Raw genomic sequence first — 12,915 nt, 5'->3', positions numbered from 1 at the left:
CAACACCAGAACGACTCACCACGACAACTCTACCCTGACGTGAGAGTAGGGTTGTCGCGAGGGTTCAACAGCCGGCGGGAGTGAGATGGGCGAGCACATGCAGATCGGCGAGGTCGCCGAGCGGACCAGGCTCAGCCTGCGCACCATCCGCCATTACGAAGAAGTCGGCCTGGTTCCGCCGTCCGCTCGCAGCAAGGGCGGCTTCCGGCTGTACTCCGAGTCCGACGTGCAGCGGCTGCTGTTGATCCGGAAGATGAAGCCTCTGGGCTTCACACTCGAGGAAATGGCCGACCTGCTCGGCCTGCTCGACCACCTCGCCACCGAGGACCCGGACGACCCTCGGACGGTTCTGCTGGACAGGTTGACGATGTACCGCGAGGCCGCCGACCAGCGCATCACCGCGCTCCGCGAGCAGCTCGACGTCGCGGTCGCGTTCGCCGACCACCTCCAGCAGCAGCTCGACGTACACACGCGCCGCGCCCGCACCCCGTAGCTGACGGCACAAGAGAGTGCCGGCCGTCCGGCAACGCCACCGGACGGGCGGCACTCGTTCAGAGGAGTCCCAGTTCGGCGGACTCTTGGTCGGTGAAGAGGCGGGAGCGGATCAGGAAGCGGATGCCCTCGGGGGCCTCCACGGAAAATCCGCTGCCGCGGCCTTTCACCACGTCGACGGTGAGCTGGGTGTGCTTCCAGTACTCGTACTGGTTCGCGGACATCCAGAAGCCGATCGGCTTCTGCACGCCCTCGACGACCAGATCACCGAGATGCACGTCCGCGGCCCCCGTTCGGAACTCACCGTCCGGGTAGCACATCGGCGAGCTGCCGTCGCAGCACCCGCCGGACTGGTGGAACATCAGCGGACCGTGCATCCCGGTGAGGCGGCGCAACCACTCCGCCGCCTCGTCGGTGAGCAACACCTTCTCGACCACTTAGAAGAACCCGAGCTTGGAAGGGCTGTAGCTGACCAACAGGTTCTTGGTCTGCTGGTAGTGGTCGAGCATCATCTTGTGGTTCTCCCGGCCGATGCCGGAGTTCTTGTACCCGCCGAACGCCGCGTGCGCGGGGTACGCGTGGTAGTTGTTCGTCCACACCCGGCCGGCCTGGATCTCGCGGCCGGCCCGGTACGCCGTGTTGATGTCGCGCGACCACACCCCCGCGCCGAGGCCGTACAGCGTGTCGTTGGCGATCTTCATCGCGTCCGCGTAGTCGTCGAAGCGGGTGACCGAGACGACCGGGCCGAAGATCTCCTCCTGGAAGATCCGCATCTTGTTGTCGCCCTCGAAGATCGTCGGCTGGATGTAGTACCCGCCGGCCAGGTCGCCGCCGAGCTCGGCCGGGGCGCCGCCGGTGACCACCCGGGCGCCTTCCTCCTTGCCGATCCCGATGTAGGCCAGGATCTTCTCGTACTGGTCGTTGCTCGCCTGGGCGCCCATCATCGTGTCGGTGTCCAGCGGGTTGCCGAGCTTGACCGCCCGCGTCCGCGCCGTCGCGTCGGCCAGGAAGGAGTCGTAGATCGAGGACTGGATCAGCGCCCGCGACGGGCAGGTGCAGACCTCGCCCTGGTTCAGCGCGAACATCGTGAAGCCCTCGAGCGCCTTGTCGTAGAAGTCGTCCTTCGAGGACGCGACGTCGGCGAAGAACACGTTCGGGCTCTTGCCGCCGAGCTCGAGCGTGACCGGGATGATGTTCTCGGACGCGTACTGCATGATCAGCCGGCCGGTCGTGGTCTCACCGGTGAACGCGACCTTCGCAACTCTGTTGCTGGAGGCAAGCGGTTTGCCGGCCTCGACGCCGAACCCGTTGACGATGTTCACCACGCCCGGCGGCAGCAGGTCCGCGATCAGCTCCATCAGCACGTGGATCGAGGCCGGGGTCTGCTCGGCGGGCTTCAGGACGACGGCGTTACCGGCCGCCAGCGCGGGCGCCAGCTTCCAGACCGCCATCAGGATCGGGAAGTTCCACGGGATGATCTGCGCGACCACGCCGAGCGGCTCGTGGAAGTGGTAGGCGATCGTGTCGTCGTCGATCACCGACACCGAGCCCTCCTGGGCCCGGAGCGCGCCGGCGAAGTACCGGAAGTGGTCGACCGCCAGCGGCAGGTCGGCGGCCAGCGTCTCCCGGACGGCCTTGCCGTTGTCCCAGGTCTCGGCGACCGCGAGCAGTTCGAGGTTGGCCTCGATCCGGTCGGCGATCTTGTTCAGGATGTTCGCCCGCTCGGCCGGCGAGGTCCGGCCCCAGCCCGGCGCGGCGCCGTGCGCGGCGTCCAGCGCGGCCTCGACGTCCTCCGCCGTACCGCGGGCGATCTCGGTGAAGGTCTGACCGGTGACCGGGGTCGGGTTCTCGAAGTACTGGCCCTTGACCGGCGGGACCCACTCGCCGCCGATGTAGTGGTCGTAGCGCGATTTGTACGCGACCGGGCTGCCATCCTGCCCGGGAGCTGCGAAGATCGTCATAGGTCCTCCAACGGTTATGGCGTGGGACCGAACCTAGGGAGCATGACGTTGCACGGACGTTGCAACGCTAGGTCCGGTCTGGTAGTCCAGGGCCGTAGCGAGGAGGTGCTCGGTGCGGTAGCTCGGCGCGCGGGGGCGAAGGGGTCGATGCGGAGCATCGTTCCCTTTGCACCCGTGCGGCGAGATGCCGTGCCGAGTGCCCCGCAGTAGGCGATGGACTACCAGACCGGACCTAGGTGAGGGCGGATGGACGCACCGGAGCAGGCTCGCCGGTTGAGCGGGCTGTACGACGACGTGCTCGGCGGGAGCCGGCCCGCCGCCGACCCGCGCCCGCTGGTGGCGGCCTCCTGGGAACGCTCTCTTGCCGCCGCGGTCGACCCGGACCTCGACCTGCCGCCGATGATCCTCGAGCAACGGATGGTCGAGGAGCTGCGCGCGAACCACCCGCTGAGCGCCGTCCTCCCGGTGCTCCGGCAGACGCTGACGACGATCGCCGACGAGGCGTCGCACATCATGATCGTCACCGACGCGCAGGGCATGATCCTGTGGCGCGAGGGTTCCGCCGACGTGAAACGCACCGCGGACCGGATCGCGCTGTCCGAAGGCGCGGTGTGGTCCGAGGACAAGATCGGTACCAACGGCATGGGTACGGCGCTCGCGGTCGGCGAGCCGGTGCAGATCCACTCCGCGGAACACCTGGTCCGCCGGATCCACGAGTGGACGTGTGCGGCCGCGCCCGTTCACGACCCCGACACCGGCAAGCTGCTCGGCGCGGTCGACGTCTCCGGCCCGTTGCGTACCGTCCATCCCGCGATGGTCGCGCTGGTCACCGCCGCGGCCCAGCTCGCCGAAGGTCAGCTGAAGGTCCGGATGGCCGCCGCCGACGAGATGCTCCGCGCCCGGAACATGCGGCACCTGATGGCGCTCGGCGACGCGCCCGGCGCGTTGCTCACCCCCACCGGCCGGGTGCTCGCGGTGCAACCACTCGAATGGCTCCCGAACCGCCTCGTCGTACCGGACGGCGCCGACCGGATCGACCTCGGCGACGGCCGCGAAGGAATCGTCGAACGCCTGGACGAGGGCTACCTGCTCCGGATGCCCGGTACGCCGGTACGCCGTGCGCGTCCGTCCCTCCGACTGAAGCTCCTCGGCTCCGGGCAGCCGCTCGCGGTCGTCGGCGGTCGCGAGATCGCGCTGACGTTGCGGCGGGCCGAAGTACTCGCGCTGTTGTTACTCCAGCCGACCGGCCTGACCGCGGAGCAGCTGATGCTCCAGCTGTACGGCGACGAGGGCAACCCGACGACGGTCCGCGCCGAGATGCACCGGCTGCGGACCCTGCTGGGCGGCGGCGTCCTCGACACCAAGCCGTACCGGATCGTCGCGGACGTCACCGGCGACGTCACCGAAGTACAGCAGGCCCTCCGCGCCGGCGATCTGACGAAGGCCCTCGATCTGTACGCCGGCCCGCTGCTCGCCCGCTCCGACGCGCCCGCGTTGCGGGCCGAACGCGACGAGCTCGACGCGACCGTCCGCCGCGCCGCCCTCGACGCCGGCGATCCCGACCTGCTGTGGCGGTTCGCCAGTACCTCGACCGGCGCCGAGGACCTGGAGATCTTCGAATCCCTGGCGGCCGCCCTGCCGACGGACGACCCGCGGCACGCCGCAGTCGCCGCCCGCCTCCATCGGCTGCTCGACTGACCTACTCGCGGCCGACCAGGATCCACATGTAGTCGCGGTTCTTGGTCGGGAACGTCGCGGTCTTGTTGCTGACCTCCTTGGTCTTCTTGCAGTCCCTGGTGGTGTACTTCCAGCGCACCACCTGGACCCGCCAGGACTGCTTGAGCTGCTGCAGCCGGCGGACCTTGCCCTTCGGCACCTCGGCCGTGTACGACCAGCTGTCGGTGACCGACTGCGACTTCCCGACCGTCTTGGCGTACTTGCTCTGAATCTCCGCGATCACCAGCGGGATGCTCACCCCGAGATCACCGGACCAGGACGAGTTCGACTCAGAGGTAGCGGTCTTCTGGTACGTGATCCGCCCCGGACCCTCCATCCAGTCGCTGTGCAGATTCGTCCCGACGTACACCTCGTGGCCGCCCCGGGTGTACCATTAGACGGTCTTCGTGTCGCACTTCTTACCCGCGGCCGGCGCCGCGGCCGCGACCCCCGGAACCACCAGCCCGGTCGCGATCAGTACCCCAGCAGCGATTCCCCGACGAAGACGCATGACTCTCCCATCGAAACCGATTGACATTACTGCGGTCGCAGTGGTTGGAAAGCTACGGATTGGTCTACACCGATAGCAAGGAGTCTTCCGTAACGCTGTGTGTCGATCGGTTCTCGACGAGATCTCACCGTGCGGTACGTGAGCCGGAACACGCGGGCGTGACGAGGACCGCAAGGACATGACTCATGAGTAACCAACCAATAACATCGCTGGTATGCAGATCCTCGCCATCGTCGTCTCGCTCGCGGTGACCCTGGTCGCCGTCGCGTTGTTCGGCAAGACGATCGGGCACATCGTGTCCGTGATCAAGCTCGGGCAGCCGGCCGGCCGGACGAACGACCCGGGCAAGCGGACCGTCACCCTGGCCAAGGAGTCCCTCGGCCACACCCGGATGCTGCAGTGGAGCCACATCGGGGTGATGCACTGGTTCGTCGCGTTCGGGTTCATCGGGTTGTTCCTGACCCTGGTGACCGCGTTCGGCCAGCTCTTCGACCCGCACTGGGCGCTGCCGGTCATCGGGCACTGGTTCGTGTTCGAGTGGGTCAGTGAGGCCCTCACCTGGACCGGCCTGGTGTCGATCGTCGGGCTGATCGTCTACCGGCTGATGCACCTGCCGACGGGCGACAAGCCGCGCTCGTCCCGGTTCTACGGCTCGACGTCGTGGCAGGCGTACTACGTCGAGTACACGATCCTCGGCGTACTGATCTGCATCCTGCTGCTCCGCGGTCTGGAGTATCAGCTCGGCGAGGGCAGCAAGTTCCACTATCCCGGCACGTTCTTCCTCGGCGGACTGTTCGGCGGTCTGAGCCAGGGCGGTCTGGAGAACGCGGTCTACCTGGTCGCGATGATCAAGATCCTGATCTCGTTCGCCTGGATGATCACGATCTCGCTGAACGCGACGATGGGTGTCGCGTGGCACCGGTTCACGGCTTGGCCGAACATCTGGTTCAAGCGCAAGCCGGGCAGTGAGGGCGGCGGTCTGGCATTGGGCGCGCTGCAGCCGATCATGGTGAACGGCGCACCGATCGACTTCGAGAACATCGACGAGCTCGACGAGGACGCGGCGCTCGGTGTCGGCAAGGTCGAGGACTTCACCTGGAAGGGCCTGCTCGACTTCACCACGTGCACCGAGTGCGGCCGCTGCCAGTCGCAGTGCCCGGCGTGGAACACCGACAAGCCGCTGTCGCCGAAGCTGATCATGATGAATCTGCGCGAGCACGCGTACGCGAAGGCGCCGTACCTGCTGGCTGCTGATGACGACGCGCGTAAGTCGCTGCCCGAGTTGGTGCTGGCGGAGCAGGAGAAGCCGCTGGTCGGGCCTGCCGACGTCGCGGTCATCGACGAGGACGCACTCTGGGCGTGTACGTCGTGCGGCGCGTGCGTGCAGCAGTGCCCGGTCGACATCGAGCACGTCGACGCGATCATGGACATGCGCCGGTACCAGGTACTGATCGAGTCGTCGTTCCCGTCCGAGCTCAACGGGCTGTTCAAGGGCCTGGAGAACAAGGGCAACCCGTGGAACATGAACCCGTCCGGCCGGATGGACTGGGCCAAGGACCTGCCGTTCGAGGTCAAGCAGGTCGGCGCCGACGTCGAGTCGCTGGACGAGGTCGACTACCTGTTCTGGGTCGGCTGCGCGGGCGCGTTCGAGGACCGGGCGAAGAAGACCACGCAGGCGGTCGCCGAACTGCTGAACATCGCGGGTGTCAGCTTCGCCGTACTGGGTGACGGCGAGACCTGCACCGGCGACCCGGCGCGCCGCTCCGGGAACGAGTTCGTGTTCCAGCAGCTCGCGATGCAGAACGCCGAGGTCTTCAAGGAGGCAGGAGTCCGCAAGGTCGTCTCGACCTGCGCGCACTGCTTCAACACGCTGAAGAACGAGTACTCCCAGCTCGGCGTCGAGCTCGACGTCATCCACCACACGCAACTGCTGAACCGGCTCGTCCGCGACGGCAAGCTGACCCCGGTCGCGCCGGCCGACAGCTCACTCAACGGCCAGAAGATCACCTACCACGACCCGTGCTACCTCGGCCGCCACAACCAGGTGTACGACGCCCCGCGCGAGTTGCTCGACATCATCCCGGGCGCGGAGTACGCCGAGATGCCGCGGAACCAGACGAAGTCGTTCTGCTGCGGCGCGGGCGGCGCACGGATGTGGATGGAGGAGAAGCTCGGCACCCGGATCAACCTGAACCGGACCACCGAGGCGGTCGAGACCGGTGCGGACAAGATCGCCACCGGCTGCCCGTTCTGCCGGGTGATGCTGTCCGACGGCCTCACCGCCAAGCAGGCCGACGGCTCGGCCCGCGAAGAGGTCGAGGTCCAAGACGTCGCCCAACTACTGCTCGCCTCCGTCAAGCGCGGGGAGTAACTGCAACTAGCTGCAGCACTCCTTCCTCCTCAGCTGGTCTGGACCGTAAACTCCTGCGGCTGCATCATCTGGGGAGGAACAGCCGCCATGAAGCTCCGCGCCGCGATCGCCACCGTCGCCGCCGCATCACTCGTCCTCGGGCTCGCCGCCTGCGACCACAAACCCACCGGCTACCGACCGTCCGCGCCAGCCGGCGCCACGAATACGGCCACGCCCGCAAAGTAGGCCGGTATCGGTCATCTTCTCACCCGATCACGTGAACTTCTCGTAATCTCGCGTTACGGATGTGATCACCTCGGGATGATCGGGTGGGTGGATGCCGATGCGGAGCACACGACGTACCTTCCTCACCGTCAGCGGAGCAGCGGCGGCGCTCGCGCTGACCGGCAGCCTTCCGGAGATCCGGTCCGCGGCGGCCGGCTGGACCGGCACGCCGGACCGGCGCGACCCGTTCACGCTCGGCGTCGCGTCCGGCGACCCGTTGCCGGACGCGGTGGTGATCTGGACCCGGCTGGCCCCCGATCCACTGGCGCCGTTCGGCGGGATGGACCGGCGGCCCGTCGAGGTCCAGTGGCAGGTCGCGGAGGACGAGCAGTTCCGCCGGGTCGTCCGGAGCGGTACGGCGAAGGCCCAGCCGGAGTCGAGCCATTCGGTACACGTCGACGTCCGCGGACTGCGGCCGTGGCGGCACTACTGGTACCGCTTCCGCGTGAACGGGCAACTCAGCCCGGTCGGCCGGACCAAGACGGCGCCGGCGTACGACGCCGTACTGCCGTCCTTGTCCCTGGCGTTCGCGTCCTGCCAGGCATGGTGGGAGGGCTGGTACACGGCGTACGCCGACCTGGCACAGCGGGACCACGACGTCGTGTTCTTCCTCGGCGACTACATCTACGAGTTCGGCATCGACCGCGGGATCCGGCCGCACTCGAACGAGCCGTACATCACCCAGCAGACCGTGACGCTCGACGAGTACCGGCAGCGTTATGCGGCGTACAAGCTGGATCCTGACCTGCAGCACGCGCACGCGGTCGCGCCGTGGGTCGTCACCCTCGACGACCACGAGGTGGTCGACAACTGGGCCGACGAGGCGCACCCGAGCGCACCGCCGGCGCAGTTCCTGGTCCGGCGGGCCAACGCGTTCCGCGCGTACTGGGAACACATGCCGCTGCGGCTCGCGCAACTCCCGAAGGGCCCGGACATGCAGCTGTACCGGCGGATCCGGTACGGGCGGCTCGCCGAGTTCAGCGTGCTCGACACCCGCCAGTACCGGTCCGACCAGGCGTACGGCGACGGCACCAAGGCGCCCGGCCCGGAGACCGCGGATCCGGCGCGGACGATCACCGGGGACGCGCAGGAGAAGTGGTTGCTCGACGGCTGGGCAGCGTCGCAGACCCGGTGGAACGTGCTCGCGCACCAGACCGCGATCGCCCGGCTGGACACCAAGGACGGACCCGAGGTGCTGGTCCCGATGGACACCTGGGACGGGTACGAGGCGTCCCGGAACCGCGTCCTCGGCGGTGCCGCGCAGCGCAAGGTCCGCAACCTCGTGTCGATCGCCGGCGACCTGCACCGCAGCGTGGCGTCGGACCTGAAGCTGGACTTCACCGATCCCTCGTCCGCGACGGTCGGCGCCGAGTTCGTCGGTACGTCGATCACGTCGGGTATCGACGGGCAGGATCTGGACCCGGGGGGTGCGACGTTGCTCCGGGAGAACCCGCACATGAAGTTCGGCAACTTCCAGCGCGGCTACGTCAGCTGCACGATCACACCTCAGCGGTGGGTCTCGGACTACCGCGTCGTCGACAAGGTGTCCGTCCAGGGCGGCACCGTCAGCACCCGCGCCAAGCTCCTCGTCGAGGACGGCCGGCCCGGTATCGCGGAGGTACAGGAATGAGGCTCACCCGGCAGACCGTGATCGCGGCCGGCACGCTCGTGACCGCCGCCCTGCTCGGCTCCAGTTCGATGCCTGCGGCAACTTCCTCCCCGGTCGCGGTGAGCGTCGCCCCGGAACAGCTGAGTGTCGTCGGCCTCCCCTGCCTGCCCGGCACGCTCAACCTCACGATGACGAACACCGGCGCCGAGGACCGGTACGCCGATCTGACGCTCGCGCCGACCGGACCGCTGCAGCTGTCCCGGACGCTCTTCTCGTCGTGGCTGCCGGCAGTCGACCCGGATCAGCCGGTGACCGCACCGGTCGAGGTCCGGGTCCCGCGGGACGCGAAGCCCGGGTCGTACCGGATCGGCGTACAGGTCGACCGTACCCAGGTGAACGTCCCGGTCACCGTCGAGCCGCTGCCCCCGAAGGGCGCCGGCGACAACCTCGCCCTCGGCGAACAGGCCACCGCCTCCTCCACCCACGGCAACTTCACCCTCTGCGGCGCCGTCGACGGCGACAAGGACTCCGAACACTGGGACACCCTCACCGGCTGGAACGACGGCACCCGCGCCGTGTTCCCCGACACGTACGACGTCGCACTGTCGGCGGCCGCCACCGTCAGCCGGGTCGAGCTCTACACGCTGGACTCCGCGAAGTACCCGGCCCGCACGAACGGCCTCCGCGACTGGGACGTCCAGGTCAAGGTGGACGGCACCTGGCAGACCGCCGCCCAGGTCCGCGGCAACACCGCCGGCCACGTCACGTCGGAGTTCACCCCGGTCCGAGCCGAGGCCGTCCGCATCCTCTGCCTCGACGGCAACGACCACACCTACTCCCGGATCGTCGAACTCGAGGTCTACGGCTGACCGAAGCAGGACCTCCGCAATGCGAGGATCGGGGCCGTGAGTACAGAACAGACCGCCACCACCGCTGACATCGAGTTCGACATCGATTCCTGGGACGAGGCCGCGTACGACGAACCGGCCGACGGGCCGAAGCTGACCCGCGTCACCATCACCAAGACCTACCGCGGCATCCTCGAGGGGAAGGGCGTGGCCGACGTACTGACCGCCCAGGGCGCAGCCGGGGCCGGGTTCGTGGCATCCGAACGCGTCAGCGGGACCCTCGACGGCCGCGCCGGCACCTTCGTCATCCAGCACGGCGGCCTCGCGGAGGGCGACCAGCAGTCCACCTACGGATCGGTCGTACCCGGCTCCGGCACCGGCGCCCTCGCGGGTCTCACCGGCGAGGCCACCGAGGCGGCCCAGGGCGTTCTGACCCTCACCTACCGCCTGCCCGGCCTCACCCCCCAACACGGTTGACCGAGGCAACAGCCTCTAGGTCAACCGTTTGAACGAGTGTGCTCAGCCGAACGCTCCGAGCACGCCCGCCAGAACGACCACCGCGAGAATCACGCCGATCAAGACCAGGAGCAGGCCGAGCCCCTTCCGCTTCACCTTGCTGTGGCCGATGCTCCCGGACGTGAACTGGTGGTACGGCGACGCGTAGAACACCGGCACGGCCTCGTTCGGCTGCACCGTGCAGTCGAGCGCGGCCTTGCCGTAGGTGAGGATCCACTGCGAGTGGACGTCGACGTGCAGCGGTCCGGCAGGTACCGGGATGTCGTTCCGGCCGTACTTGACCGGCACCGGGTAGCCGTTCAGGTGCACCGTCGGCGGGACCAGGTTGGACGTCATCGCACTGCCCTGGATGGTCAACTGCAGCATCCCCATCGGACCCTGCGGCTGATACTGCTGATATGGCTGCTGCGGCTGGAACTGCGGCGGCTGCTGCTGGTAGCTCATCCGCCAAACGATAGGCCCCACCGGCCCACCGGCCAGCCCCGGTCCCACGCTCGCCACGGGCCTCGACCGGTTTCAGCTTCCTGAGACGACTCAGCCCCGGGTCAGAAACCTACTTCGAACCCGGGGCTGTGCTGTGGAGCGGGTGACGGGAATCGAACCCGCACTGTCAGCTTGGGAACAGAATTGTCATCCCCGCCCGGCTCACGCTCAGCGCTGCACGGCCCTGTCCTCGGGGCTGAGTGACCGTTGTTGACCGCAACTACGCCCGGTGTGCCGTCCGATCGGGCACGAATCGGGCACGTCACCCCGAGGCTTCTGCGATGAGAGCAAGCAGCTCCGGTGCGAGTTGTTCAGCAACGGCGACAGTCCCACGCGAGTTGAAGGTGTGTTGAGTGCCGTCCGTGTCGAGCACGGCAACTCCTGCCTCACGCGCAATCAGGACACCTGCGCTCGTGTCCCACGGCTTGTTGTTGAACATGACGGAGGCGTCGAGACTGCCGTCAGCAACCCATGCAAGGTCGGTGGCTGCTGTACCGAGCATGCGCACCCTTTGCACCTTTGCTGCCAGCAACGCGGTGAGAGCGAGTCGGGGTCGGTTTCGCTCGCCGGACCCATCACCTACGGCGTAGTCCCCAATTGCCACAATCGCATCATTCAACCGATCGCATTTTCCGCCGTGAATTCTCCGCTCATTGCAATAAGATCCACCGCCACGGCTTCCGGAATAGCGCCGACTGAGGAAGGGCATATCAATAACGCCAGCTAGTGATTCATCTCCGGAAACCAGGCCCAGAGATATCGCGACCAACGGAATCCCGTGAACGAAGTTCGCCGTACCGTCGATCGGATCAAGAACCCACAGGAGATCTCCCGAATCGCCGGACCGACCTTCCTCCTCGCCGAGAAACTCAATGTCCGGCGTAATCTTCGCCAGGTGTGACCTAATCGCCTGCTCGACGGCAAAGTCAACCTCGGATGCCATATCCCGATCACCCTTAGAGGTGACCGTTCCCAACTCGCTCGTTGTCGCGGCCTCGCGCCCGATATCTACCGCTTCGTTCGCGATTTTGAGGAGTCTTGACAGGTCCGTCATATGGTCTTACCCGTCTCCCAGAGTGAGGCGAATATTTGGTCGTAGACAGAGTACAGATCCGACGAATCGCTACCAGTCCGCTCCATGACAAATGTTGGTGAATCTAGCCCTCGGAGCGCTGGCAAGTAGGTCTGCATAACGCAGAGCTTCTGATCGATGAACATCAGGTTGAAGCGGATCGTTTCGTCATACATTCGCAGTTCGAGCTTGTCGGCCGCTCCCCCAAGCTCGTCTCGGAGCCTGCTCATGATGTTGATGTTTCCTCGCGACCAAGCCGAGAGGTGCCCCTCCTCGTGGCCTTCCTCGCGGTTTCGGCGTCGGATGGACTCGCCGTCCGGATCAAGGAACAACAACCGAACGGACGCCCGACGCAGAAGCGCACGCAACTTGAGGTCCGGGTACTGCTGGCAGATCAGGTTGAGCGACAGCCCGGCCGCCGACACCTCCGAGGCGTTGTCGAACAGTTTGGGCGTGGGGATCTCATGGGAGAACTCCGTACGGCTCGTGTAGATCGCGGTCACGCCGGCATATTCGGCTGGGGTTGTCGCAGTGGGCGAACTCACCGGCTGGGGAGCTGGCGCGGCGGCCGGTACGGATGCGGCTGTCGGATCGGTGGGAGGTTCATCCGGCCACGGGAGGAACAGCGCTTCCGCCTTCCAGCCCGGGAACATGTGTTCCAGGATTCGGCAGTGCCCGGGGTGCGGTAGGCCCGTGAGCGAGCCAGACAGCCAGCGGTAGAACGTCGCCTTGCTTGGGTAGCCGCTGACCTGCTCACGATCTACGACCCGCGCAACCTTGTCGTACTCCCGGCAGAACGCCCGGTGTTCCTGTAAGTGGCGCTCTCGCAGTAGCGCCTTCAGTGCCGTTTCAGCCTGCATGCTGCTCCCCAGCGGCGGGATTCGGTCTCGTCACGCTATCAGTCTCATGAGACAGAGATGAGACCAGACGGTTCACGGATGGTCGAGATGAGATACACGCGGAGTTAGGGCGAGACTCCGAGTCACCAAGACTTCTGGCATGCCCCAGAACACGCGCTATCCCGCAGCAGAGGACGGCTTCCGGCCGCGCTCTGCGGGCGGTACGCCCCGCT

At 67.0% G+C, this 12,915-nt stretch carries 12 protein-coding genes; 6 read left to right on the top strand and 6 right to left on the bottom strand.

Translation table 11 applies throughout. From position 1 onward, the window contains the following. Positions 1 to 85: 85 nt before the first annotated feature. Entirely contained in the window at positions 86 to 493 is a 408-nt protein-coding gene (locus AB0M51_RS17825; RefSeq protein WP_344194203.1) for a MerR family transcriptional regulator, read from the top strand. Between the two features lie 58 nt (positions 494 to 551). Here AB0M51_RS17825 and AB0M51_RS17820 read toward each other — a convergent pair whose 3' ends face one another. Both AB0M51_RS17820 and adh read right to left on the bottom strand, forming a co-directional pair. Beyond that, the gene (locus AB0M51_RS17820) at positions 552 to 929 is read right to left on the bottom strand and encodes a DUF779 domain-containing protein (protein WP_344194201.1); all 378 of its coding nucleotides are present in this window, start codon (positions 927 to 929) and stop codon (positions 552 to 554) included. After that, complete coding sequence (gene adh, locus AB0M51_RS17815) at positions 930 to 2,453, bottom strand: aldehyde dehydrogenase (protein ID WP_344194199.1); 1,524 nt, start codon at positions 2,451 to 2,453, stop codon at positions 930 to 932. 246 nt (positions 2,454 to 2,699) lie between these two features. On the opposite strand from adh, the gene AB0M51_RS17810 reads away from it, so the two are divergent. Beyond that, complete coding sequence (locus AB0M51_RS17810; RefSeq protein ID WP_344194197.1) at positions 2,700 to 4,151, top strand: GAF domain-containing protein; 1,452 nt, start codon at positions 2,700 to 2,702, stop codon at positions 4,149 to 4,151. A 1-nt stretch (position 4,152) separates the two neighbouring features. On the opposite strand, the gene AB0M51_RS17805 is transcribed toward AB0M51_RS17810, so the two are convergent. Further along, positions 4,153 to 4,506: a hypothetical protein gene (locus AB0M51_RS17805; protein ID WP_344194195.1), complete on the bottom strand. Its 354-nt coding sequence runs from the start codon at positions 4,504 to 4,506 to the stop codon at positions 4,153 to 4,155. Between the two features lie 388 nt (positions 4,507 to 4,894). Here AB0M51_RS17805 and AB0M51_RS17800 point away from each other — a divergent pair, with 388 nt between their 5' ends. The 4 genes from AB0M51_RS17800 to AB0M51_RS17785 all read left to right on the top strand — a co-directional run bounded on the left by AB0M51_RS17800 (position 4,895) and on the right by AB0M51_RS17785 (position 10,249). Continuing rightward, positions 4,895 to 7,051 (top strand): (Fe-S)-binding protein, encoded by a 2,157-nt coding sequence (locus tag AB0M51_RS17800; RefSeq protein WP_363749613.1) that lies wholly within the window; start codon positions 4,895 to 4,897, stop codon positions 7,049 to 7,051. 322 nt (positions 7,052 to 7,373) lie between these two features. Beyond that, the gene (locus AB0M51_RS17795) at positions 7,374 to 8,945 is read left to right on the top strand and encodes an alkaline phosphatase D family protein (protein ID WP_363749612.1); all 1,572 of its coding nucleotides are present in this window, start codon (positions 7,374 to 7,376) and stop codon (positions 8,943 to 8,945) included. Next, positions 8,942 to 9,793: a hypothetical protein gene (locus tag AB0M51_RS17790; protein WP_344194187.1), complete on the top strand. Its 852-nt coding sequence runs from the start codon at positions 8,942 to 8,944 to the stop codon at positions 9,791 to 9,793. The genes AB0M51_RS17795 and AB0M51_RS17790 overlap by 4 nt, the downstream gene beginning before the upstream one ends. 36 nt (positions 9,794 to 9,829) lie before the next feature. Continuing rightward, complete coding sequence (locus AB0M51_RS17785) at positions 9,830 to 10,249, top strand: DUF3224 domain-containing protein (RefSeq protein WP_344194185.1); 420 nt, start codon at positions 9,830 to 9,832, stop codon at positions 10,247 to 10,249. Between the two features lie 42 nt (positions 10,250 to 10,291). On the opposite strand, the gene AB0M51_RS17780 is transcribed toward AB0M51_RS17785, so the two are convergent. The 3 genes from AB0M51_RS17780 to AB0M51_RS17770 form a co-directional block, all read right to left on the bottom strand. Continuing rightward, a complete protein-coding gene (locus AB0M51_RS17780; protein WP_344194183.1) occupies positions 10,292 to 10,732 on the bottom strand; it encodes a hypothetical protein in 441 nt (146 codons plus the stop codon). A gap of 301 nt (positions 10,733 to 11,033) precedes the next feature. Beyond that, positions 11,034 to 11,825 (bottom strand): inositol monophosphatase family protein, encoded by a 792-nt coding sequence (locus AB0M51_RS17775; RefSeq protein WP_363749611.1) that lies wholly within the window; start codon positions 11,823 to 11,825, stop codon positions 11,034 to 11,036. Further along, positions 11,822 to 12,703, bottom strand: a complete 882-nt coding sequence (locus tag AB0M51_RS17770) for a DUF5919 domain-containing protein (RefSeq protein ID WP_363749610.1) — start codon at positions 12,701 to 12,703, stop codon at positions 11,822 to 11,824. Before AB0M51_RS17770 ends, AB0M51_RS17775 begins: the two co-directional genes overlap by 4 nt. Positions 12,704 to 12,915: the final 212 nt, after the last annotated feature.

This window comes from Kribbella sp. NPDC051137 (genome assembly GCF_040682535.1).
Classification (GTDB): Bacteria; Actinomycetota; Actinomycetes; order Propionibacteriales; family Kribbellaceae; genus Kribbella; species Kribbella karoonensis.
The sequence above is the reverse complement of the archived record's forward strand: the minus strand, read 5'-3'. Positions and strand labels throughout refer to the sequence as shown.

Excerpts from the sequence above, each read along its gene's own strand:
- AB0M51_RS17810 (WP_344194197.1), top strand. The coding sequence starts at position 2,700 with ATGGACGCACCGGAGCAGGCTCGCCGGTTGAGCGGGCTGTACGACGAC.
- AB0M51_RS17795 (WP_363749612.1), top strand. The coding sequence starts at position 7,374 with ATGCGGAGCACACGACGTACCTTCCTCACCGTCAGCGGAGCAGCGGCG.
- AB0M51_RS17770 (WP_363749610.1), bottom strand. The coding sequence starts at position 12,703 with ATGCAGGCTGAAACGGCACTGAAGGCGCTACTGCGAGAGCGCCACTTA.
- adh (WP_344194199.1), bottom strand. The coding sequence starts at position 2,453 with ATGACGATCTTCGCAGCTCCCGGGCAGGATGGCAGCCCGGTCGCGTAC.
- AB0M51_RS17825 (WP_344194203.1), top strand. The coding sequence starts at position 86 with ATGGGCGAGCACATGCAGATCGGCGAGGTCGCCGAGCGGACCAGGCTC.
- AB0M51_RS17805 (WP_344194195.1), bottom strand. The coding sequence starts at position 4,506 with ATGGAGGGTCCGGGGCGGATCACGTACCAGAAGACCGCTACCTCTGAG.
- AB0M51_RS17800 (WP_363749613.1), top strand. The coding sequence starts at position 4,895 with ATGCAGATCCTCGCCATCGTCGTCTCGCTCGCGGTGACCCTGGTCGCC.
- AB0M51_RS17780 (WP_344194183.1), bottom strand. The coding sequence starts at position 10,732 with ATGAGCTACCAGCAGCAGCCGCCGCAGTTCCAGCCGCAGCAGCCATAT.
- AB0M51_RS17790 (WP_344194187.1), top strand. The coding sequence starts at position 8,942 with ATGAGGCTCACCCGGCAGACCGTGATCGCGGCCGGCACGCTCGTGACC.
- AB0M51_RS17775 (WP_363749611.1), bottom strand. The coding sequence starts at position 11,825 with ATGACGGACCTGTCAAGACTCCTCAAAATCGCGAACGAAGCGGTAGAT.